This is a genomic window from Hyphomonas sp. UBA4494 (genome assembly GCF_002388935.1).
In the GTDB taxonomy this organism is placed as follows: domain Bacteria; phylum Pseudomonadota; class Alphaproteobacteria; order Caulobacterales; family Hyphomonadaceae; genus Hyphomonas.
The window spans coordinates 16,666-38,573 of sequence record NZ_DGNK01000017.1; the positions used below are offsets into that span (position 1 = coordinate 16,666).

The 21,908-nt window shown below is 60.2% G+C and carries 24 protein-coding genes, 1 other RNA gene and 1 pseudogene; 13 read left to right on the forward strand and 13 right to left on the reverse strand.

The genetic code is table 11. The features are described from left to right. Positions 1 to 7: 7 nt before the first annotated feature. The 6 genes and pseudogenes from B2P82_RS06205 to dapB all read right to left on the reverse strand — a co-directional run. Positions 8 to 1,558 (reverse strand): annotated as a pseudogene (locus tag B2P82_RS06205) (amidase); the annotation flags it as partial. A 98-nt stretch (positions 1,559 to 1,656) separates the two neighbouring features. Beyond that, positions 1,657 to 2,015: a transfer-messenger RNA gene (gene ssrA / locus B2P82_RS06210) on the reverse strand. 28 nt (positions 2,016 to 2,043) lie between these two features. Further along, positions 2,044 to 2,871 (reverse strand): hypothetical protein, encoded by an 828-nt coding sequence (locus B2P82_RS06215; RefSeq protein WP_290495838.1) that lies wholly within the window; start codon positions 2,869 to 2,871, stop codon positions 2,044 to 2,046. Between the two features lie 57 nt (positions 2,872 to 2,928). Next, positions 2,929 to 3,237: an HPr family phosphocarrier protein gene (locus B2P82_RS06220; RefSeq protein ID WP_034810777.1), complete on the reverse strand. Its 309-nt coding sequence runs from the start codon at positions 3,235 to 3,237 to the stop codon at positions 2,929 to 2,931. After that, on the reverse strand, positions 3,237 to 3,641 hold the full coding sequence (locus B2P82_RS06225; protein WP_034810778.1) for a PTS sugar transporter subunit IIA: 405 nt from the start codon (positions 3,639 to 3,641) through the stop codon (positions 3,237 to 3,239). The genes B2P82_RS06220 and B2P82_RS06225 overlap by 1 nt, the downstream gene beginning before the upstream one ends. 108 nt (positions 3,642 to 3,749) lie before the next feature. Further along, positions 3,750 to 4,565 carry a 4-hydroxy-tetrahydrodipicolinate reductase gene (gene dapB / locus B2P82_RS06230; RefSeq protein WP_206991209.1) on the reverse strand — a complete coding sequence of 272 codons (816 nt, stop codon included), beginning with the start codon at positions 4,563 to 4,565 and terminating at the stop codon, positions 3,750 to 3,752. 95 nt (positions 4,566 to 4,660) lie between these two features. Here dapB and B2P82_RS06235 point away from each other — a divergent pair, with 95 nt between their 5' ends. Together B2P82_RS06235 and B2P82_RS06240 are read left to right on the forward strand one after the other, a co-directional pair. Next, positions 4,661 to 5,536, forward strand: a complete 876-nt coding sequence (locus B2P82_RS06235; RefSeq protein WP_290495840.1) for a diacylglycerol/lipid kinase family protein — start codon at positions 4,661 to 4,663, stop codon at positions 5,534 to 5,536. Then, positions 5,536 to 6,324: a metallophosphoesterase family protein gene (locus tag B2P82_RS06240; RefSeq protein ID WP_290480647.1), complete on the forward strand. Its 789-nt coding sequence runs from the start codon at positions 5,536 to 5,538 to the stop codon at positions 6,322 to 6,324. Before B2P82_RS06235 ends, B2P82_RS06240 begins: the two co-directional genes overlap by 1 nt. A 14-nt stretch (positions 6,325 to 6,338) precedes the next feature. Here B2P82_RS06240 and B2P82_RS06245 read toward each other — a convergent pair whose 3' ends face one another. Then, positions 6,339 to 7,247: a LysR family transcriptional regulator gene (locus B2P82_RS06245; RefSeq protein WP_290495842.1), complete on the reverse strand. Its 909-nt coding sequence runs from the start codon at positions 7,245 to 7,247 to the stop codon at positions 6,339 to 6,341. Positions 7,248 to 7,340: 93 nt separating this feature from the next. Here B2P82_RS06245 and B2P82_RS06250 point away from each other — a divergent pair, with 93 nt between their 5' ends. The 6 genes from B2P82_RS06250 (at position 7,341) to B2P82_RS06275 (ending at position 10,898) form a co-directional block, all read left to right on the forward strand. Further along, on the forward strand, positions 7,341 to 8,447 hold the full coding sequence (locus B2P82_RS06250) for an S-(hydroxymethyl)glutathione dehydrogenase/class III alcohol dehydrogenase (protein ID WP_290495844.1): 1,107 nt from the start codon (positions 7,341 to 7,343) through the stop codon (positions 8,445 to 8,447). A gap of 89 nt (positions 8,448 to 8,536) precedes the next feature. After that, positions 8,537 to 8,956 (forward strand): hypothetical protein, encoded by a 420-nt coding sequence (locus B2P82_RS06255; RefSeq protein ID WP_290495846.1) that lies wholly within the window; start codon positions 8,537 to 8,539, stop codon positions 8,954 to 8,956. A 22-nt stretch (positions 8,957 to 8,978) separates the two neighbouring features. Then, positions 8,979 to 9,509, forward strand: a complete 531-nt coding sequence (locus B2P82_RS06260; protein ID WP_290495848.1) for a DUF1993 domain-containing protein — start codon at positions 8,979 to 8,981, stop codon at positions 9,507 to 9,509. A 78-nt stretch (positions 9,510 to 9,587) separates the two neighbouring features. Continuing rightward, entirely contained in the window at positions 9,588 to 9,965 is a 378-nt protein-coding gene (locus B2P82_RS06265; RefSeq protein WP_206991202.1) for a VOC family protein, read from the forward strand. Positions 9,966 to 10,087: 122 nt separating this feature from the next. Next, complete coding sequence (locus B2P82_RS06270; protein ID WP_051607429.1) at positions 10,088 to 10,411, forward strand: hypothetical protein; 324 nt, start codon at positions 10,088 to 10,090, stop codon at positions 10,409 to 10,411. A gap of 13 nt (positions 10,412 to 10,424) precedes the next feature. After that, positions 10,425 to 10,898 carry a RidA family protein gene (locus B2P82_RS06275; protein WP_290495850.1) on the forward strand — a complete coding sequence of 158 codons (474 nt, stop codon included), beginning with the start codon at positions 10,425 to 10,427 and terminating at the stop codon, positions 10,896 to 10,898. A 5-nt stretch (positions 10,899 to 10,903) separates the two neighbouring features. On the opposite strand, the gene B2P82_RS06280 is transcribed toward B2P82_RS06275, so the two are convergent. Next, entirely contained in the window at positions 10,904 to 11,995 is a 1,092-nt protein-coding gene (locus B2P82_RS06280; RefSeq protein WP_290495852.1) for a glutathione S-transferase family protein, read from the reverse strand. Between the two features lie 59 nt (positions 11,996 to 12,054). After that, entirely contained in the window at positions 12,055 to 13,671 is a 1,617-nt protein-coding gene (locus tag B2P82_RS06285; protein ID WP_290495853.1) for a hypothetical protein, read from the reverse strand. Between the two features lie 295 nt (positions 13,672 to 13,966). On the opposite strand from B2P82_RS06285, the gene fghA reads away from it, so the two are divergent. Next, positions 13,967 to 14,809 carry an S-formylglutathione hydrolase gene (fghA, locus tag B2P82_RS06290; protein WP_290495855.1) on the forward strand — a complete coding sequence of 281 codons (843 nt, stop codon included), beginning with the start codon at positions 13,967 to 13,969 and terminating at the stop codon, positions 14,807 to 14,809. Positions 14,810 to 14,829: 20 nt separating this feature from the next. Here fghA and B2P82_RS06295 read toward each other — a convergent pair whose 3' ends face one another. Together B2P82_RS06295 and hemN are read right to left on the reverse strand one after the other, a co-directional pair. Continuing rightward, entirely contained in the window at positions 14,830 to 15,027 is a 198-nt protein-coding gene (locus tag B2P82_RS06295) for a hypothetical protein (protein WP_034810800.1), read from the reverse strand. An 86-nt stretch (positions 15,028 to 15,113) separates the two neighbouring features. Continuing rightward, positions 15,114 to 16,463, reverse strand: coding sequence for an oxygen-independent coproporphyrinogen III oxidase (hemN, locus tag B2P82_RS06300; RefSeq protein ID WP_290495857.1), 1,350 nt, complete (start codon positions 16,461 to 16,463; stop codon positions 15,114 to 15,116). A gap of 118 nt (positions 16,464 to 16,581) precedes the next feature. Between hemN and B2P82_RS06305 the strand changes: the two genes are divergently transcribed. Continuing rightward, a complete protein-coding gene (locus tag B2P82_RS06305) occupies positions 16,582 to 17,097 on the forward strand; it encodes a DsrE family protein (protein WP_290495859.1) in 516 nt (171 codons plus the stop codon). A gap of 4 nt (positions 17,098 to 17,101) precedes the next feature. Here B2P82_RS06305 and B2P82_RS06310 read toward each other — a convergent pair whose 3' ends face one another. Both B2P82_RS06310 and B2P82_RS06315 read right to left on the reverse strand, forming a co-directional pair. Continuing rightward, positions 17,102 to 17,464 carry a RusA family crossover junction endodeoxyribonuclease gene (locus tag B2P82_RS06310; RefSeq protein WP_206991195.1) on the reverse strand — a complete coding sequence of 121 codons (363 nt, stop codon included), beginning with the start codon at positions 17,462 to 17,464 and terminating at the stop codon, positions 17,102 to 17,104. Further along, positions 17,461 to 17,772: a hypothetical protein gene (locus tag B2P82_RS06315; RefSeq protein WP_290495861.1), complete on the reverse strand. Its 312-nt coding sequence runs from the start codon at positions 17,770 to 17,772 to the stop codon at positions 17,461 to 17,463. The genes B2P82_RS06310 and B2P82_RS06315 overlap by 4 nt, the downstream gene beginning before the upstream one ends. Before the next feature lie 197 nt (positions 17,773 to 17,969). On the opposite strand from B2P82_RS06315, the gene fumC reads away from it, so the two are divergent. The 3 genes from fumC (at position 17,970) to B2P82_RS06330 (ending at position 21,853) form a co-directional block, all read left to right on the forward strand. Next, the gene (gene fumC / locus B2P82_RS06320; RefSeq protein ID WP_349679733.1) at positions 17,970 to 19,358 is read left to right on the forward strand and encodes a class II fumarate hydratase; all 1,389 of its coding nucleotides are present in this window, start codon (positions 17,970 to 17,972) and stop codon (positions 19,356 to 19,358) included. Positions 19,359 to 19,374: 16 nt separating this feature from the next. Continuing rightward, positions 19,375 to 20,112: a class I SAM-dependent methyltransferase gene (locus B2P82_RS06325; RefSeq protein ID WP_290495865.1), complete on the forward strand. Its 738-nt coding sequence runs from the start codon at positions 19,375 to 19,377 to the stop codon at positions 20,110 to 20,112. Positions 20,113 to 20,266: 154 nt separating this feature from the next. After that, positions 20,267 to 21,853: a SulP family inorganic anion transporter gene (locus B2P82_RS06330; protein ID WP_349679734.1), complete on the forward strand. Its 1,587-nt coding sequence runs from the start codon at positions 20,267 to 20,269 to the stop codon at positions 21,851 to 21,853. The last annotated feature ends 55 nt before the right edge of the window (positions 21,854 to 21,908 follow it).

Genomic DNA, 21,908 nt, shown 5'->3' on the forward strand with positions numbered 1-21,908 from the left:
ATGTCGGCTCAGCGCGGGCTTGCGTCCGCTGCTCATAAGCATAGCCGAGCGAGAGGATCGCCGCGTCCTGGTCCTTGCCGCCCATGAAGGACAGGCCAATGGGGATGCCCCGAACAGAGCCCATTGGAACCGTCAGGTGTGGATATCCGGCAATGGCCGCCGCATAGCCCGCGCCTGCCCAGTCCGGCCAGACATCGCCATTGACCGGATCAGCGCGCGGGGCGAGTGGCCCTGAAGGGGCGACAAGGGCGACCACGTCATGCTCTGCCAACAGACGGTCTATGCCGTTTTCGCGGGTGGCGGACTGGACGAAGGCAACAGCCTCTCGATAGCCCTCGGACTCAAGATCTTCCATGCCTTCCGACTGTTCGAAAATATCCTGATTGAACAAGGCGAGTTCGATGTCTGCATGTTCGGCATTGAAAGCGATCAGGTCGGCCAGCGTGCGCGTTGTGACCGTGTCCGGCGTGCTCGCGAGATAGGCATTCAGTGTCGCCTTGAACTCATACTTCAACACATCGAATGACTTTCCCCAAAAGCCGTCGGGCATGTCGATGTCGTCGATATCAACCAGGATTGCGCCTGCCGATTCCATGTCCGAAAGGGCCTGTTCGAAACTGTCTTTGATGAGCGGGCTGCTGCCTTGGGCGCCGCGCAGGACGCCGATGCGCTTGCCTTGCAACGCGGCGGTATCAAGGGTGGCGGCATAGTCTGTCTTCGCTGCGTCGGTCGCCATGGCGTTGAGCATCATCGCGGCGCCCATGACCGTCTTCGTCATCGGGCCGGCTGTATCCTGTGAAGAGGAGATCGGAATGATGAAGTCCTGCGAGACGAGGCCGACCGTGGGCTTGAAGCCGACGACGCCATTCACGTTGGATGGGCAGATGATCGAGCCATTGGTTTCGGTGCCGACCGTACCCGCGGCGAGGGAGGCGGCGGCGGCAGCGCCCGATCCGGAACTTGAGCCACAGGGATTGCGGTCCAGCATGTGCGGATTGCGGACTTGTCCACCAAGCGCGGACCAGCCGCTCATCGAACTGTTCGAGCGGAAGTTTGCCCATTGGCTGAGATTGGTCTTGCCGAGGATGATGGCGCCCTCAGCGCGCAGCCCCGCGACGAGCGGGGAGTCGCGGTCCGTAACATTGTCCTTCAGGGCGAGGGCGCCAGCCGTGGTGGGCATGTTGTCCGCTGTTTCGATATTGTCCTTGATCAGGATCGGCAGGCCGTGGAGCGCGCCGAGCGGCTCGCCGGCGTCCCGCTTTGCGTCCAGCGCGCGGGCGGCCTCCAGCGCATCCGGGTTCAGGGTGAGGACCGCTTGCAGCGTGGGGCCGGAGCGGTCGACCAACTCGATCCGGTCCAGATAGGCCCGGGTTAGCGCTTCGGCGGAGACATCACCAGCCTTCAGGGCTTCGGCGAGTTCCGGCAGGGATTTTGCGGTCCAGCCTTCGGCGGCATAGCTGATCGGCGCTTTGGTATCCGGCATCGACGTCTCTCCTGTCTGCGGGGAACAGGCGGTCAGGGCGAGCGCCGATATGGCGGCGACGAGGTAATGCTTCATGGTGGCCAGCTCCCTCAGCGTGTTCGATCCGAACGCTAGCGACAAAGTTCCAGACTGGCCAGCGCGCGGCGGCCACGAATTTGCGAGGAAAAGGATAAGGTGGAGGCTTCTGTTGCCAGGCGCCTCCGGGCCCCGCCTAGGGGTCTGAAACCCTAGGAGTTAGATCGGTTAACCGAGCACAGCTTACGCTGCGAGCAGTTCACCTTCAGCAAAGTTGTCATTTGCAACTATGTGATATGGGCTTCTGAGGGGGCCCAATCCGGCAAAGGCATCGTCTTTACACGTCCGTCGATCCTATTTCGGCCCCGTCAGAAACAGGCTGGTGAGAGCCTGAACCTGCTTTTGGTGGAGCCGCCGGGTACCGCCCCCGGGTCCGAACCGCTTATTGCACGCGCGTTTATCGCCATAGTCCGAAGACATGACCAATATAGGGATGATTTGGGGGTTTTGGAAGGGGGGAGGTGCCCAGGCAGGCTGTCCCAGGCCTATTCACTCAACGATGCGTAGATGTCGTCCCAAGTTCCAAGCGATTCCCCAGATTGTGTACGGCAATATGGAACGCCATCTTCATGGCCGTACAGAAGTCTCACGCGGGGGGCAGACTGAAGGGGGGAGGTGTACCGGACGGGTACCGCGTACACGATCAGCGCCTTGGCATTATGCTTTGCCATATAGCTGTCCTTCTCGATCGGCACCCCATCCTTTGTGCAACCAGACAGTTCCTGGAAAACCGTGTTGGCCTTGGCGGCGAGTTGTTTCGGCGAGGTGTCTGGGGCGCTCACCCAGACTTCAAAAATGAGATTGCCATCATTCAGGTCTCTGCGACGCAGTTCTGTACGGTAAACGTCGGCCGTCTCGTCGTATTCGAACGTCATCATGGAAAATTTCGATAGATCCAGTTCCGGACCCGCGACCTGACTCCAAACCCACTGGTCCTGAAGATCAAAATCATAGTTTTCGGAGGTGCTACTGGTGAAATTCAAAGACAGCAGGGAGGGCGGTCGGTTCTTCCTCGTGGTCACCTCTGACAAGTTCTCCCAGATCGCAATTCGGGAGAATCCCTTTTTTACAGCCATGGGAATAAGGTGATCCTGAAGTATTTCCACGAGTGACGCTGTCCGCTGGTCTGATGAGTCTGCCTCGTTGTCGAACTTGACCTCCAGAACGAGGCGCTTGCCTCCACCGACCGTGAATGTGGTTTGATACTCCGAATCCGCAAGAGTTTCTCCCGATTTCAGGGAATATGCTTGCGCATTTGCCGGTAAAACCGCGATCAGAGCGTACAGAAACAGAAGAGCAAACAGACGGGTCATGCCCAACCACTATAAATCGGGGGTTGCAATGTCCAGCGCAAATTCTGACCCTGATTTTCAGCAGATCGTATCGGCTTCGCCCTGTTCGCCGAAGCCGTCGGCGATGAGGCTGGCGATGGCGGTGACGGCCTCGGCGGCGTCGGGGCCTTCGGCGTTGATGTCGACTTCGCAGCCCTTGTGAGCGACCAGCATCATGAGGTCCATGATGGAGCGCGCATCGGCGGTTTCGCCCTCGTGCGAGACGATGATGCGGGATTGAAACTCACCGGCAAGGCGGGACAGGCGGGCAGAGGCGCGCGCGTGCAGGCCCTTGCGGTTGACGATCATGGCGCGCTGGCTGGCGGTGAGGGTTTCCGTGTCGGGCATCAGTTTGATTTCGCGAGGAGTTCGGAGGCGATGTTGATATACTTGCGGCCCGCCTCTGCGGCGACTTTGGCGGCGTCCTTGAGGGTCATCTCGCCGCGCACTTCGGCCAGCTTGATCAGCATGGGCAGGTTGACGCCGGACAGGACTTCGACATTGCCGGCATTCATTACCGACATGGCGAGGTTTGAGGGCGTGCCGCCAAACATGTCTGTCAGGATGATGACGCCCTTGCCGGCATCGCAGGACTTGGCCGTTTCGCGGATCTGATCGCGGCGCGCCTCGATGTCGTCTTCCACTTCGATAGAGATCGAGCGGAATCGATCCTGCTCGCCGACCACGTGTTCCGTGGCGGCGACGAGTTCGCGGGCAAGCTTTCCGTGGCTGACAACCACAATTCCGATCATATGCCGGTCCCAGTGCTCAAACTTTACGAACTTGTCATGCTGCCACTGCGAACACGAGCGTCAACCCTGATTCAGCTGTTGGGAGAATGGTGACCTGTGGGCGTTGCTTCAAAGCCCCAGCACGTCATTCATGTCGTAGAGGCCTGGATCCTGGCGCATCGCCCATGCTGCCGCGCCCAGGGCGCCATGCGCGAAGACCGCGCGGTCAATGGCGGTATGGCTGAGCGAGAGGATTTCCATGTCCGAGCCGAAGCTGACTTCATGCTCGCCGATCACTCCGCCAGACCGGCGTACGGCAAAGCCGATGCTGCCAGCGCGCCGCTTGGCGTCTGGGCCATCATAAGGGCCAGCCCGCAGGTCTGACAGCGGCTTTCCGCGGCCTGCAGCGGCGGCCTCGCCCACCATGAGCGCGGTGCCCGAGGGGGCGTCGACCTTGCGGCGATGATGCGTTTCGAGGATTTCGATATCCCAATCCGGACCGAGCCGTTCGGCCGCCATGCGGGTGAGGGCCTGCAGCAGATTGATGCCCACCGAGAAATTCCCCGCCTTGACGATGGCAAGGGACTGCGCGGCCTGCGCAATCTCGGCCTCTTCTTCATCAGTGAAGCCGGTCGTGCCGATGATGGCGGCGCGCACGCTTGTGTGTTTCAGGGAGTCTAGCGCAGCCAGGGTCGCGGCAGGGCGGGTGAAGTCGATCCAGACATCAGCCTTTGCCGCAGCTGCGACCGGATCGGTCGCCGGTTTCAGGTCCAACAGGCGACGGCCTGCCAGTTCGCCAATATCCTCGCCGAGATGTTCGGAAGAGGGAGCCTCGCTGCCGCCCACCACGGTAAGGCCAGCATCAAGCGCGGCGCCGACCAGCTGGCGGCCCATGCGACCCGCGACGCCGGCAATGGCGACGCGGAGCGAATCGGAAGGTGTCATTTCTGTCATGCGCGCCGTTATAGCGAGGTTTTCCCGCAGGGCGAGAGCTTGCTGAACGCCGGGAACAAATTTGTCATCTGGCGCGTTCTACGCACATGACTCCAACAAATGTGCTTTCGCGGCTTGGCCGTGTGTCCTGTGTGATCAATCCGCTCTCGGGCAGCACGCCCGAGGGAGCCGCTGATCTCTTGCGTGAAAAACTCTCCGGTCTGCCGGACGCTACCTCGATCCATACGGTCGGTGAGGATGATCTTGCGCTGCTCATGGAAGCGGCGCTCGCTGAAGAGCCGGACACGCTGATTGTCTGGGGCGGGGATGGCACGATTGCCTGCGCGTTGTCGCATGCCGGTCTGCTCGGTCCGGCGGTCCTGCCACTGCCGGGCGGGACGATGAATATGTTGCCCACTCGCGCCCTGGGCGGCGACCATGAGTGGGACGTGCTGATCGATCGCGCGCTGCAGGGGGGCAAGGTACGCCCGATGCCATGTGGCGAGATTGTCGGCGGACCCCGCTTCTTCGTGGCGGCCATGATGGGTGACATGACCCGGTTCACCAATTCACGCGAAGCATTGCGCGAGGGGAAAATTCTTGAGGCCGCGGAGATCGTGCACGACTCTTCGGCTCTGGCCCTGAAATCCAACATTGCCTGGAACGCCCCCGGCAAGGCCGCCGAGACCGCCACCACTCTGACGGTGAACATCAATCCGGACACGCCCGGAAAGCTGGAGATTGCGAGTATTGACCCTCAGGGCTTGCTGGACCTCGCCAAGCTTGGCCTGGAGATGATGTTCGATGGCTGGCGCAATGCTGAGGATGTTGCGCTGAAACTTGCTGACGAGATCGAGGTGCACCAGACCGACAAGGGGCGCATCAATGTCACGCTGGATGGTGAACTCAAAGAGATGGACACACCGCTGAGGTTCCGGCGGATCGATTCTGCGGTGAAAATCTTCGTTCCAGACATGTCCTGATGACGGTAATTGCACAGATTTCAGACATTCATTTCGGCGCCGAAGACGAAAACGCGATTGAAGCTGCCGAAGCCTGTATCAAGTCCACCAAACCTGACATGTTGGTCGTATGCGGAGATTTGACCCAGCGGGGACGTACACGTGAGTTCGATGCTGCGGCCGAGTGGCTGGACAGGTTCGACATGCCGAAGCTCGTTGTGCCCGGCAATCACGACACCCCCATGTTCAATGTCGCGGCGCGGGCGGCGGAACCCTTTAAACGATTCAAGCGGCGATTCAATCAGCAATTTGAGGTCGTCGAGGCTGGCGGTGCGATCGCTGTCGGCCTCAACACGGCGCGCGGCTGGCAGGCACGGCGGAACTGGGCTGAAGGGTCTGTCAATCTGGACGATCTGGATGAGGCGATTGTTCGCGCAGGCAAGTCGAGAGCAGAGGTCAAACTGATTGCCTGCCATCACCCATTTCATTCCCTGCCGGGTGCGCCGCTCCGCACACGGACCCGCAGAGGCCGACGCGCCAGCGATATGGTGGCGGCGAGCCATGTACAGATGGTGCTGACGGGGCATGTCCACACGCCCTCGGTCGTCGTGCGCCAACGCGCCAATGGTTGCTATCTCGCCGTCTCATCCGGAACGTTATCGGTGCGCCTGCGGGCTGAGCCGCCTTCGTTCAATCTGATCCGGCTGGAAGAGGGAGAGTTGCGGATCGACCGATGCGATATTCATGAAGATGGGCCGAAAATCTCCCGTATGGGCGCGTTTGATGCCAATCTGGAGGCTTGCGCCTAAAAGGGGTGACGGGGTTATCCTTGCAGGTGATGCTGGATGCGCACTTCGAATGCGGGCTGCAATTGTGCGCGGATGCGATCTACCAGCAAGTGCACCTTGGGCTGAAGATGACGGGCTTGGGGGTAAACCGCCCAGATGGGTTCCGGCTCGGGCCGGAATTCCCTGAACAGTTCGACCAGTCGCCCGTTCTCGAGATACGGCGCGACATAAAAAAGTGGTAGCTGTCCGATTCCTTTGCCTGCGAGCAATCCGTCCAGCACGGATGCGCCGGAATTTGAACGCCAATTGCCCCGTGGACGGAGGGTTTGGTGCTGGCCGCCCTGCCGAAAGCGCCATGTGCTGGAGGAGCCTGTCAGGCAATTGTGGGTTTTCAGGTCGTCAAGCCGTTCGGGTGTGCCGTGGGCGTCCAGATAGGCAGGGGATGCGCAAACCAGAAATTGCCGGCTGGCCACCCGCGAACTGATCAGGCGGGAATCTTCCAGCATGCCGGTGCGGATTGCGAGATCGATGCCCTCGGCGATCAGGTCGACCAGCCGGTTGGAGAGGTCGAGCGTGATCTCTACTTTGGGATAATCCTGGCTGAACTCGCGCACGATGGGCGAGATGTAGCGTTCGCCCAGAGATGTGGGGCAGGTGATCTTGATCTCTCCCTGCGGTTCATTGGTGCCGCCCACCACGGCATACAGCTCGTCCCGCGACTCGATAAGTTGCTGGCAATGGCTGAGCACGGTGCGGCCCGTATCGGTGAGAGAGACTTTGCGGGTCGTGCGATAGAATAGCGGCGCGCCGATGGCGTTTTCCAGTCTGGTAACGGCGCGGCTCACATGCGAGGTTGAGACGTTCAACATTTCCGCCGCGGGCTTGAAGCCCATGCACGTCGCCACAGCCACGAACTCCTCAATACCATCCCAATCCGTTTGCATTATCCCAGTCCTGCAACAATGAATTGCGAATTACGTACTTTATCGCGCAGAGCGCAAGAGTAGTATGGCACCCAAACATTATGGAGCTCCCTCATGAAAACGCGCGCCGCTGTCGCCTTTGAAGCCAAGAAACCGCTGGAAATCGTCGAACTGGATCTGGAAGGCCCGAAGGCCGGGGAAGTTCTGGTCGAGATCATGGCGACAGGCATTTGCCATACGGACGCCTACACGCTGGACGGGCTGGACAGTGAGGGCATCTTCCCGAGCGTGCTTGGCCATGAGGGCGCAGGCATTGTGCGTGAAGTGGGCGCGGGCGTGACGAGTGTGCAGCCGGGCGATCATGTGATCCCGCTCTACACGCCGGAATGCCGCCAGTGCAAAAGCTGTCTTTCCGGAAAGACCAATCTCTGTACCGCGATCCGCGCGACGCAGGGCAAGGGTCTGATGCCCGACGGCACGACGCGCTTCAGCTACAAGGGCCAGCCGATCTATCATTATATGGGCTGCTCGACTTTTTCGAACTTCACCGTCCTGCCGGAAATCGCGGTCGCGAAAATCCGCACCGACGCGCCCTTCGACAAGGCCTGCTATGTCGGTTGCGGTGTGACGACGGGCGTGGGCGCGGTGACCAATACGGCCAAGGTTCAGGTCGGTGACAATGTCGTCGTGTTCGGCCTGGGCGGCATCGGCCTCAACGTGCTGCAGGGCGCGAAGATGGCGGGCGCCGACAAGATCATCGGTGTCGACATCAACAATTCCAAGAAGGAATGGGGCGAGAAATTTGGGATGACGCATTTCGTCAATCCGAAGGAGACCGCTGATGTGGTCGCCCATCTCGTCGAGCTGACCGATGGCGGCGCGGACTATTCCTTCGATTGTACCGGCAATACGGACGTGATGCGTCAGGCGCTGGAATGCTGTCATCGCGGCTGGGGCACCTCGATCATTATCGGCGTGGCCGAGGCCGGCAAGGAAATCAGTACACGGCCCTTCCAGCTGGTCACCGGGCGCAACTGGCGCGGCACGGCCTTCGGTGGCGCGAAAGGGCGCACGGACGTGCCCAAGATCGTCGACTGGTACATGAACGGCAAGATCCAGATCGACCCGATGATCACCCACGTCATGAAGCTGGACAAGATCAATGACGCGTTCGACCTGATGCATGCTGGCGAGAGCATTCGGAGCGTGGTGGTGTATTAGTGTCGCGCCGGCCCGCACAGATTCTTTGCGCAAGCGTGGCCTTGGCGGGCGCTTCGATCGTTTCCGGTTGCATGAGCACCGGCCCGACGATGGATCAGAAATTCTGCAGTGATCTTCAGACGTGGGTCGATTCAGGGCCGCGAGCGGGTTCCTCCGCCCGGTATATGCGTCTTGCGGCGTTTCGCGGATCTGAAGACGAAATCATCATGTGGGGCATAGCGACCGATGCGGGATGTGAAGAAGATACCGACTGCCGCGACGAAGCAGACAAACAATTTGTCGGTGAAGTCGCCCCGATGACCCATTATTGGTGGATCAATCAGTTCGCCGAGGCGGCATCTGTTTGCCTGCGCGGAAATCCGAGGATCGGCAAGATTGATCTCCTCGACGATGAGGCCGGACTGCGAGAGTCCATCGCGAGCAGGAATGGAGCCCGCATTGTCATTTCCTGGGATCGCACGGATTGCGATTTCGAAGGCTGCACCACATTTGAAGTGGATTACCGCTGAGTCGCGCTAGAGGGAAAAACAAATGACCATCGTAAAACGTAATCTCGACATCTACCGCACGCGCCTGATCACGCTGCAGAATATTCTTGGCCGGGCCGAGGCGGAGCTGTTTCCGGACGACGCAGCGAAGACAGCCCTGCTGACGGCGCGGCTGGCCGAGGACATGCTGCCTCTGCCGAACCAGATATGGTTCACGTGCCGTCAGGCAGAATTACTTCTGGGCAAGCTGAACGACACGCCTGTGAAAGAGTTCGAGGTTGATGCGGCGAGCTTCGCGGACCTGAAAGCCCTTGTGGCCGAGACGATTTCCCGGATCGAGGCGCAGACCGACACGAAGGAAAGCTTCGCCGAGGCGAAGACCTCTCTCGAACTGCCAGGCATGCCGACGCTTTCCATGACCGGCCAAGACTATATCGACGAATGGCTGACGCCGAACTTTTATTTCCATCTCGTCACCGCCTACGACATCCTGCGGGCCGAAGGGCTGGCCATCGGCAAGGCAGACTATTTGAGCCATCTGCGTCCGCTGCTGGCGGCGGCTATGGCAAGCTGACGCGGGGGGAGGCCGAAATCCCTCTGGCGCTGTTTCGGCGGCTGAGGCACAAATTCCCCATCCACGAGGAGGAAACACATGTTCAGTCACGTTATGGTCGGCACGAACGATCTGGAAAAATCAAAGAAATTCTACGACGCGCTTTTCAAGTCGCTGGGCGGGCGCGAGGCGATTGTCGATCCGAAGGGGCGACTGATCTATCTCCACAATGGCGGAACATTCCTTGTCACGCCGCCGATTGATGGCGAGCCAGCCTGTCATGCCAATGGCGGCACGATCGGTTTTGCGGTCGACAGCACCGAACAGGCCGATGCCTGGCACAAGGCCGGGATCGAGGCAGGCGGCAAGGCCATCGAAGACCCACCGGGCTGGCGAGAAGGCGGCGGCATGAAGCTTTATCTCGCCTATCTGCGCGACCCGGACGGCAACAAGATCTGCACCATGTTGCGCGGCTAGCGTGGGATGCACGTCAACCTTGGAGGGCGGCGCTGTACCGTCGCCCTTTTTTGTGCGCGCCAGCCCCCGGAAATTGGCCCCACGGGCTCGACCTTGGCTGCAAAGCGGGTAATGATTTCTCCATGACGGAGTTTACTCACTATACGCTGATTGCGGACGGGCAGGTGTTCGAGCCGAACGCCGATTACGAGACCGAGATCGGTCCGTGCATCATGGGCATGAAGGTCTGGGCGACCGACCCGGAACAGGCCGCGGACATGATTTCTGTCATCGGCAAGCGGCTTGGCTTCAAGATGGACGGCGAGTTGCAGGTCTATGTGACCGAGCCGGACGTGCCAGCGGAAGACCAGCCCTTCGGATACGATGTTCAGTTCACGACCTATTCAGACCTTGACGATGACGAGGAGGATGGGATCGAGGGCGAAGAGCCAAAATGGATTCACTGAGGGGAAGGCGGACATGATGAGAATTTTGGGGGTGAGCGCGGCGGCCATGCTGTTGAGTGGCTGCGTCGCTATGGATGTTCAGGACATTCAGGTTAACACCTCGCCCGAAGTTTCCCATTTTGCCGGCGTCACCAAAGCGGGAACGGATCTGCCCTTTTCCAAGGCCGTGCGCGTGGGCGACGTAATCTATCTATCCGGCGAACTGGGCATTGATCCGGCAACGAATGAACTCGCGCCTGGAGGCGTCGGCCCTGAAACCAGGATGATCTTTGCGAATATCGAACGAACGCTTGCCGAGTTCGATGCCGACCTTTCTGATGTGGCAAAATGTTCAGTTTTCTTGGGCGACATGGCGGCTTATGGCGCAATGAATGCGGCTTATGACGCAGCGCTGCCGGACCCCAAACCGGCGCGGTCGACCTTTGGTGTCAATGGTCTGGCTCTTGGGGCAGAGGTCGAGATCGAGTGTCTCGCCGTCGCGCCCTGACCCAATCAGGCGAGTGCGAGGCGATAGTCTGCGCGCGCAAGCCGGGCCGGCAGGATGAACTCTTTTAGCGCGCTGCCGCGAACACGTTCCAGCAGATCATCGGCGCGGGCGAGGGCGTCGCCGTCAAGCACCGCATAGGCGTCGAGCGCTGCCTGCAAACGCCATAGCGGGAAGGTGCGCGCAGCGGCAGGACCTTGCGTATCCTCAATGTCGATCTCGATCTGGCCGACCGCGCGCGGCACATGTGTGCCGGGGGAAGCGGTCTCGGCCCAGTTGGCAAAGAGTTGCGCGGTCTGGTGCAGGGCCGGGAACTGCTCGCGCATCTGGCGGGCGAGGATGGGCACCAGCGTAACGGGGATTTCGTCATTTGCGGGCCGGTCGCCCTGAGGCGGGGAGCCTGCCTTCACGCGCTCGACCCAGTCGGCGACCTTGGGCGCATAACGTCTCATCAGATCACCCGATGCGGGGTCTCGGTAGAGGTGTGCATAGAGTGGGCCATAGAGCGCGAAGTCCGCCAGCGTGGCGCGGCCGCCCAGCGCATACGGGTGCACTTCCAGATGCGCAGAGAATTCGCGGAGGAATGCCTCATAGCTCTGCTCGATCGCCGGTGCAGTGGTCGGGGAAACGCCAAGCGGCGGCAACGCGCCCTTGAAGCGTTCTCCATTGCGCTTGCCGATGTCATATTGTTCCGGCGCCGGGCGGTCCGGCGCAGAGATCGCGCCAAACTCCTGATAGGCCCAGTCTTCATTATAGTTCCAGCGATAGTGCATTGCCGGCAGGACGAGCCACTCATCTGCATAGAGCTGCAGCAGCTGCGCGACGAAGGCCTGAACCGGCGTGTCCGGAATTGCAGGAGGGGAGAGCCCTTCCGCCACCTCGACATGGGCGATGATGTCGGCGGTATCCTGCACGATCTCGCCGCTTGGCGTCTTCATCACCGGAATGACCGGCCAGCCAACCGAGGGCAGGATGATGTCACGGTAGACCTGCTGCGTCGCCAGCTCCTCGACATAGTCCACGCCGCGCCAGTCGAGATAGGCGCGCGCCTTGCCGGTGAAATAGCTGACTTCGGCGCCGTAGAGTGTGTAGCCTGGCATGATACGGTTTTCGTTCCTGTGTAGTCGATGTTGTGCAGTCTGCTGAAGGAAGGTCGCGCCTAGTCGCTGAAGCACCTTTGACGCGTGCCATATTTCGTCTCTTCAACATTGTAGCAGCGCAATTCGGACTGCTTCTGATAGGGCGGCTTCCAGTTCAGCAGCTCGTCATAGGCGGCGTCGATTTCGGCACGGCGCGCGGCTTCCCGGCGATTGGCGGCGTCCCACTCGGCCTGTTGCCGGGCTTTCTCACGCATCACCTGATTGTAGTGACGTTCCCAGGTCTTGCGGGCCAGTGGCAGCACATCCGGCGGGATCGCCGCGCACAAGGCTTTGTCAGGGGCGCCCCAACGGTCGAAGACTCTGGCGAGACCGACGAAATCCTCTTCAGCCTGACTGAACTTGCTCCAGTCATGGGCAATGTTGCGCGAATACCAGATCGCCGCCTGGCAATTGCCGCCCTGAACATAGGTTTCGGCGAAGGTCTGGTCGCGCCACATCCAGCGTTCAACAAAGGCCTTCCAGTCAGTCTCGTTCCAGATGTTCGGCTTGTTGTTCCGGAATTCCTCCTCGGCCCCATAGGCCTCGAACAGTTTCGGGTCCTGCTTCGCGACCCAGTCGCCCAGCTCCTGCGGCATGGCCGGGCATGCCTGTCCGGCGGCTTGTGTCTTCTCGAATTGCAGGGCCCAGCTGATGCCGCTGTCCGGCACCGGATCGACGATGAAACTCATCTTGTCCCGATTGATACCGCCAAAGACGTAGGAATAGGCGATCTGGCAACCATCGAGCGTGCCGAAACGCTGATAATCGTTGCGGGCCAGAAGGCGCTTGCGCTTGGACTTTCGCAGATATTCGTCCTCGCGGGCCTGCTTCTCGGCGGCAGCCTGCGCCGCTGCAGCAGCCTCTGCTTCCCGTGCCGCGATCTGCACGGGATCTTCAAGGGCGGCATAATTGTTGTCGTCATAATACTGCATGAAGGTGGGTATCAGCTCGATGGGTGCAACGCCGCATCGCGTCGCCCCTTCATCAGGCTTGTTGCGCACCTGATTGATCAGGTAGTAGGCGAGCATGCCCCATTCCCTGTATCTGGCGATCTGGGCGTCGGTCATCGGCGGCGCCTCGCTGCGGTAATTTTCTCCGCGGTAAAACATCGTCTGTCCGGCGCGAAAACAGATATCGATCGGCAGGTCCGTTTCGGTCAGCTCGACCTCATCGAGATAGATGCCCTCGCCGGCGGAACCGAAACAATCGCCGACGACCGCCATCGCGTTGCGCACGGCGCTCGCCGGCGGCGGGTTCTTGAAATAGGCCGTGGAGACGCCATTTTCCGGCACGTCGAACTGGCTGAGCTCATTCGCGATATTATAATTCAGCGGCAGTCCACATTCGCGCTCACCATTGAAGCACGCCGCAAAACTCTTGCGGGACACGTATTCCATTTCGTTAAGGAACTGGTCGCCGGTGACATGCCACTTCAGGATTATCGTCGCCATCGAATTATCCGGGATGAACCAGTATTTCGTCCCATCACTTCGATAAGTTGTATTGTAAAAATTCTCGGAAATCATGCATTGCTTGTTCTGCTCATAGGGCGTCCAGTCCCGCTGAACGGTCTGTGCCTGTGCACTCGCGGCAAACGCCGTCACAACCCCCAAAAGAGTCAGCAAAATCCGGATCATACTTGTCCCCTTAAGCGTGCATGTCTTGTGCGGCCGTATCCCCGGTGTTTTCGGAATCAAGACCGGTGCGACCTGTGATGATGGTTTCCTTGTACCAGAGGCGAAGTCGAAGGGAATCCCAAGTTTCGCGGTTTCAGCGAGTTGAGCCTGTTTTTTTCCGATTGTCTTCGTTTTACTTGGCGGGGTCTTTGCGCCACTATCGCCAACATGCGTGGAGTGGCGTATTCGAGGCCCAAAAGGGTGCTGAACCTCGAGGGGCGGCGGCCACCAAAGCAAAACCGAAAAGGATCATGGCGTGCAACCAATTGAAGTTTCTTCGTGGCAATCCTTTGGCGGCACGCTGTCTGTCCATGATCATGAAAGCGCCTTGCAGAACTGCACGATGCGGTTTGCGGTCTACACCCCCTCGCAGGCGAACCCCGAGAAGGTGCCCGTGCTGTGGTATTTGTCGGGCCTGACCTGTACCTGGGCCAATGTGATGGAGAAGTCCGGGTTGCAGCGTGCGGCCTCGAAGCATGGCATCATGATCATCGCGCCGGACACCAGCCCGCGCGGCGAGCATGTGCCGGATGATGAGGCCTATGATCTGGGGCAGGGCGCAGGACTTTACCTGACGGCGACGCAGGAGCCGTGGGCGAAGCACTACAAGATGGACGAGTACATCACCGAGGAACTGCCGAAGGTGATCGCGGAGAATTTCCCTTATGCGGATATGAGCCGGCAGGGGATCTTCGGCCACTCTATGGGCGGTCATGGCGCGATCACGCTGCACCTGAAACATCCGAAAATATACAAATCCTGTTCGGCGTTCAGCCCGATCACAAGCCCGGCGCAGGTTCCGTGGGGCCAGAAGGCCTTCACCGCCTATCTCGGCGAACCTTCCGTGGCATGGGAGCAGTATGATGCGACCGAACTGGTCAAGGAGCGCCAGACCAAGGCGACGATCCTCGTGGATACCGGCACGGCCGACACATTTCTGGAGCGCGAACTGAAGCCGGAAATCTTCACCGACGCCTGCGCAAAGCATGGCCAGCGGCTGGATTACAATATGCGAGATGGCTACGGCCACGATTACTATTTCATCGCGACCTATATGGACGAGCATATTGCCCATCATGCGCGGGCGCTGGGCGCTTAGGCGACGTAGAGCGTCTCTGGCTAAACCTGTTCAGCTTCCAGAAAAGTGATCAGGTCATCCAGATCTTCCCGAACCAGGAGGCTGGATATTTCGCTGTCGCCACCAAATTCCAGCCACGTGCCAGCTTCGTCATGGGGCCGCAGCATGCGTACATGCTCGATATTCACGACGCGCACCTTGTTATTGTTCTTCTGATGCAGGACCAGGAATTCAGCCATGGGATTTCACGCTCCGGATTGTAGAGCCTGCGTGTAACACCAGATCGAGTATCTGCAAGGGATGCCGCGTGCCCAGACGCGATGGACTAGACTGCCTTGGCATGGCGCCGCGGCGCGGGCTTGTAGCGACCATCAAGACATTGGGCGACCGTGCGCAGGAAAAGGCGTGCGTCTGGTGGTACTTGGATAGTGCTGCCGGCGATCCGGCACAGGCCTGCGGACTGGAGAAAGCGGGCGGTTTCAAGCGCGTCGGCGAGGCTGTCGGGGGCAGCGCCCATTTCGCGGCAGAGCCCGTCCACGTCCACTTCCATCTGGCACATCAGCGTCTCGATGGCGCGGGCGCGCAGGCAGTCATCCTCAGTCAGCGCGACACCACGCTCGACCGGTAGGCGACCCGCTTCAATCGCTGCGCGCCATGCTGTCCGCTCCTTGAAGTTCTGGATGTAACCGCCCGAAAACTGGGAGATTGCCGTGCTGCCTATGCCGACCAGCGTGTCGCATGGATCGTCCGTATAACCCTGGAAATTGCGGTGAAGCGCGCCCGTGCGGGCGGCTTGAGTGAGCGAGTCGTTGGCGCGAGCGAAATGATCAAGGCCAATGGCCTGGTAGCCTGCCAGTTCCAGCGTGCGCGCGCCTGCCTCGGCCTGTTCAAAGCGGGCTTCAAGGCCGGGAAGGGCATCTTCATCAATTGCGGCCTGATGTTTGGCGAACCATGGCACATGCGCGTAGCCGAACAGCGAGATGCGGGCGGCGCCCATCTCGGTGGCGAAATGCGCGGCTTCCTCGACATCTGTGACCGTTTGGTGGGGTAAGCCATACATGAGGTCCATATTGATCGCGCCGATGCCTGCTCCATGCAGTCGGGCGATGCCCTCGCTGAGGAGGACTATCGGCTGAATGCGGCCCACGGCTTGCTGCACGGTGGCGGAGAGCGTCTGGACGCCGAAGCTGACGCGATTGACGCCGGAGGCCGCCATGGCGTGAATGAAATCCGGGGTCAGGCCACGCGGGTCTATCTCGACCGCGATCTCGGCGCCGGGACGCAGGCCAAAGGCGCGGCTTGCATGCGCGACAAGGTCCTTGAAGTCGTCGGCTGAGAGCGCATTGGGAGACCCGCCGCCGAAATGCAGGTGCGCCATCCCGTCATGGGCCCCCAGCGCCCTGGCCCAGAGGTCGATTTCGCGATGTAATGTCTCTAGGTAGGCGGCGATGCGCGTATAACCATTCGGCACGCTGGTCGCGCATCCGCAATAGAAGCAAAGCTTCTCGCAGAACGGCACGTGAATATAGACCGAGATCGGTTTATCCGGCGCAGTCTGGCTGGCCCAGACTCTGGCCTCCGTCTCCGCCACCTGCGGCGTGAAATCCGCCGCCGTGGGATAGCTTGTATAGCGCGGGACGGGGCGCGACGCGAAAGGAATCCATGCCTGTTTCATGGCGATGGTCCTAGCAATGGTGGACGGCCCGGTGACTACGCAAAAGCCCGTACATCAAATGCGGCTCGACGTCGCTGGCGCCACCGCCTAGGGTCAGCGGCACTCAGAGGAGATGTCCATGATACGATCAATCCTTTCCGCCACCGCGGCTTTGCTGCTGGTTGCGCCTGCGCTGGCGGGTCCTGATGATTTCAAACCCGGTATGGCGATCCCTGCTTTCGGAAAAGTGGCGAGTGTGCCGGATGCCGAGCGGCTGTCCAAGGACGCCGTCTTCAAGATCGCTTTCGACACGGCGGCGCCTGCTGAGCCGGGCAAGGTGAACCGGACATTGGAAAGCGCAGCGCGTTTCCTGAACATGCACGAGGCGGTCGGTATCCCTGCCGCCAACATCAAGCTGGCGGTGGTTGTGCATGGCGGAGCCTCGGCGGACCTTGTGGCAGGAGCAGGTAACGCGAATGCGCCCTTGGTGGCCGCGCTCGCAAAGCACCGTGTCCGTATTATTCTGTGTGGCCAGACTGCGGCCTATCGTGACATCGAGAAATCAGATTTGCTGCCGGGTATCGAAATCGCACTTTCGGCGATGACCGCGCACGCGAAATTGCAACAGGATGGCTATACGCTGAACCCGTTCTGACGGCTCAGTCCATCGCCTCGGCTTTCAGCCAGATGCCTTCGCGTTCGCCCACACGCCGCTCGACCAGCAGGCGGGCGACCTGGTGGTCATCCTCGAAGACGTTCCCTGTCAGACTGTCGAGCAGGGCCTTGGCGAGATTGTCGAGGTCCATCCAGGGCGCATCGCCTGTGTATTCCATCATGATGTGGACGGAATAATCCCCATAGCCGGGCCGCAGGGGCGGGAACTCCTTGCGAAAGAATTCCTTGAGCAGGGTCTTGTAATATTTCGCCTGCGTCGTCAGGCCGTGACATCGCACTTCGAGCGCGCCCTCATCCGTGATGCGCGCGCGCACCTTTCCGGCGGAAACCCATTCGGCAAGGCTCATCCCCGCATCCGATGACGTGACTGCATGCGCGCCTCGACCGCTTCCTTCGAGGCCTTCAGGCCGAGACCCGTTTGTTCGCGCAGCAGTTTGATGGCAAGGATTTTCTTGCGGTCGTCGGTTGCCCGGTCGATCTCGGCCCACTTGGCCTTAGTGACTTTCGAAAGGGCTTCCTCGATCTGGGCCTCGGTCATGAGGGGTGGCGACAAGGAATTAAGCCCGATGCCGCGCACGAGAAAACCGAGGAAAAACGCAATCACGACCAGAAAGAGTGTGGCCGGTTGCGTCAGGGCGTGGGCGAATGCGTTCAATGGGGAACCCGTCTCTTGTTTATGGGCTCTGACCGACCCGGTTGAACAATAATCTAGGCGGGCAGGGCCGTCACAGGCAAGCCGCGAATCGGCACAAAGGACTGCGACCGATCCGGCCCGCGACCGGGATGCACCTTGTCTTGTGCGCCCACTTGGCTAAACCCGGCGCGAAAGCTCTCCACGCAAGAGGATACGAGATCATGACGACGCGCACCGAAACCGACACGATGGGCCCTATTGAGGTCTCTGACGACGCCTATTGGGGCGCGCAGGCTCAGCGCAGCCTCGGAAACTTCAAGATTGGCTGGGAAAAACAGCCAGAGCCGATCATCCGTGCCCTTGGCATCGTCAAGAAGGCCGCCGCTGAAGCCAATATGGACCTCGGCAAGATGGATCCCGAACTGGGCAAAGTGATCGTGCAGGCCGCCGAAGAAGTCATTGAAGGCAAGCTGAACGATCATTTCCCGCTGGTCGTCTGGCAGACCGGGTCGGGCACGCAGTCCAACATGAATTCGAACGAAGTGATCTCGAACCGCGCCATCGAGATTCTGGGGGGCGAAAAGGGCTCAAAGAAGCCGGTTCACCCGAACGACCATGTGAACATGTCCCAGTCGTCGAACGACACGTTCCCGACGGCGATGCACATCGCGTGCGTTGAGGAAGTCGTTCATCGCCTGGTGCCAGCGCTTCAGGTTCTGCACAATGCGCTCGATTCCAAATCCAAGGAATGGGCCGACATTATCAAGATCGGCCGCACGCACACGCAAGACGCAACGCCCGTCACGCTCGGCCAGGAATTTTCCGGTTACGCGCAGCAGCTGGCCAATGGCATCGAGCGCATCGAACTGACGCTGCCAAAGCTGATGGAACTCGCGCAAGGCGGCACGGCCGTCGGCACGGGCCTCGCCTCGCCGGTCGGATTTGCAGAAAAGGTCGCCGAGAAGATCGCTGGCATTACCGGCCTGAAATTCACGACCGCACCGAACAAGTTCGAAGCGCTGGCCGCGCATGACGCGATGGTGTTCACGCATGGGGCGATCACCACCGTGGCCATGTCCTGCTTCAAGATCGCCAATGATATCCGTTTCCTTGGGTCCGGCCCGCGTTCCGGCCTTGGCGAATTGGCCTTGCCGGAAAACGAGCCGGGCAGTTCGATCATGCCGGGCAAGGTCAACCCGACCCAGTGCGAAGCGCTGACCCAGGTTTGCGCGCACATTCATGGCAACAATGCCGCCATCGGCTTTGCCGACAGTCAGGGCCATTTCGAGCTGAACGTGTTCAACCCGATGATGGCCTACAACTTCCTCCAGTCGGTACGCCTTCTGGCCGATGCGGCGGTGAGCTTCACGGAGAATTGCGTTGTGGGAATCGAGCCACGGCTCGAGAATATCCAGCGCGGCCTCGAGAATTCTCTCATGTTGGTGACGCCGCTGAAGGAAAAGTATGGCTACGACCGCGCTGCCAAGATCGCCAAGACGGCCCACAAGAACGGGACGACGCTTCGCGAGGAAGCGATCAAGGACGGCATTCCCGGCGAAGATTTCGACAATATCGTCGATCCGTCCAAGATGATCTCGCCTGGCTGATATGCTATGAGCGGGCATGCTGGATTTTGATCCCGAGACGTTTGGCGCGCTCAATGCGGATGATTATGACGCCCTCCATGATCCGGGGACGACGGAGGAGTCTGTCGCCCTGATTGCGGAGCTGGCTGGCAAGGGCCGCATTCTTGAGTTGGCAATCGGCACAGGCCGCATGGCCCTGCCACTGGCAAAGCACGGCTTTGCCATATCCGGCATCGAAGGCTCTGCCGCCATGGTGGAGAAACTGCGCGAAAAGCCGGGCGGGGCAGACATTCCGGTCGTCATCGGCGATATGGCCGACTGTGCCATAGACGGCGATTTCGAGTTTGCTTTCCTCGTCTTCAACACGCTGTTCAACCTGACAAGTCAGGACGCTCAGGTGCGCTGTTTCCGCCATGTTGCTGACAGGCTGGTACCCGGCGGTGGGTTTCTGGTGGAAACCTTTGTGCCGGATTTTTCCGGGTATCACGACAATCAGAGCATGCGCACGACGCAGATTGGCTTCAAGTCCCTTTGGTTTGAAGCGAAGATCCATGATCCAACCCGGCAAGTGATCCAATACCAGCGCGTGCGTATCACCGAGGGCGGTACAAAACTTGTGCCGCTGGTCATGCGTTATGCCTGGCCGCAGGAAATGGACCTGATGGCAGAGTTGGGCGGCCTGATGCTGGAACACCGCTGGGGCGGATGGAAGCGAGAGCCTTTCACCCCCGAATGCAGGATGCACGTTTCATTGTACAGGAAATCGGCAGACTAAAGTCTCCCGGCCAGTTTCTTCACGCCTGCGGTTGCGCCGCAGGGGGAAGATCGCCATACGGCGGCAAACATCTTCCTGCCCTCAGATCGAAGAGTGTCATCCCGTGGTAAAATCGACTTTTGCAGCCTTCGCAGATCGCCTTGGCGCCCAGGGCCTGTCGCAGGCCAGCTTCACGCAGTTCACGCCGAACCGGATCAAGATCGAATTGCTGTCCGGCCTGACAGTCGCCTTGGCGCTCGTGCCGGAGGCCGTGGCTTTCGCTTTCGTGGCGGGCGTGCACCCGCTGGTCGGACTGTATGCGGCCTTCATCGTGGGCCTCGTGACAGCGGTGATTGGCGGGCGTCCCGGCATGATATCCGGCGCGACCGGCGCGCTGGCGGTTGTTATGGTTTCGCTCGTCGCGCAGCATGGCGTTGAGTACCTGTTCGCGACTGTTGTGCTGATGGGTATCCTCCAGCTCGCAGCGGGTATTTTCAGATTCGGAAAATTCATCCGCCTCGTACCGCATCCGGTGATGCTCGGCTTCGTGAACGGCCTCGCCATCGTGATCTTCATGGCGCAGCTGACCCAGTTCCAGGTGCCGGGCACGGCTGAAGTGTCGGCGCACGGCATGTCGGGCGGGGAATGGATGAGCGGCTGGCCGCTCGCGGTCATGCTGGCGCTGGTTGGCCTGACCATGGCGATCATCTGGCTGTTGCCGAAATTCACCAAAATCATTCCTGCGCCACTGGCCGGGATCGGCATTGTCGCCGCCGTGGTCATCGGCTTCGGCCTTGATGTCCCGCGCGTGGGCGACCTCGCCTCAATTCAGGGCGGGCTGCCGAGCTTCCACGTGCCGAGCGTGCCGCTGACATTTGAGACGTTCAAGATCATCCTGCCTTACGCGGTCATTCTCGCAGCTATCGGCCTCATCGAGAGCCTACTGACGCTCAATCTTGTCGGGGAGATCACCGGCAAGCGAGGCGGAGCGAGCCAGGAGTGCGTGGCGCAGGGCACCGCAAACCTGATCACAGGCTTCTTTGGCGGCATGGGCGGCTGCGCCATGATCGGCCAGTCGATGATCAATGTGAAATCCGGCGGACGTACGCGCCTCGCAGGCATCGCGGCGGCGCTGTTCCTGCTGGCCTTCATTCTGGTGGGCTCTGGCCTTATCGAACAGATCCCACTGGCCGCGCTGGTCGGCGTCATGTTCATGGTCGTGATTGGCACGTTCGCGTGGAACAGCCTGCGTATCATGACACGGATCCCGCTGCTGGATGCTGCCGTGATCGTGCTGGTGACAATCGTCACCGTCTTCTACGATCTTGCCACAGCTGTGGTCGTTGGGGTGATCGTCTCGGCGCTAGCCTATGCGTGGAACAATGCCCGCCGCATCCATGTCATTGAACGCGACAGCGTGCGCACACCGGGCGCGCATGTCTACGAGATCGAAGGCCCGCTTTTCTTCGGATCGACCGATGGTTTTGCCGAACTGTTCCATCCCGAAACCGACCCAGATGTGGTGATCGTGGATTTCCTGCGCTCGCGTGTTGTGGACCAGTCCGCATTGCAAGCGATCGAAGACCTTGCGCGTCGCTATGAGGCCCTCGGAAAGACCCTGCAGCTGCGCCATCTTTCACGTGATTGCCACAAGTTGCTCAGCAAGGCCGGGCAGCTAATGGTCGATTCCGATGATGATCCCGAATACGCCATTGCAGTGGATTATTCGGTCAAGACGGGTGCCTTCAGCGGAGCGCACTGACGCGCGCCTGCGACGTAATCTCCTTGCCTCGGATCGGCAGTTCCGCCACTAGGAA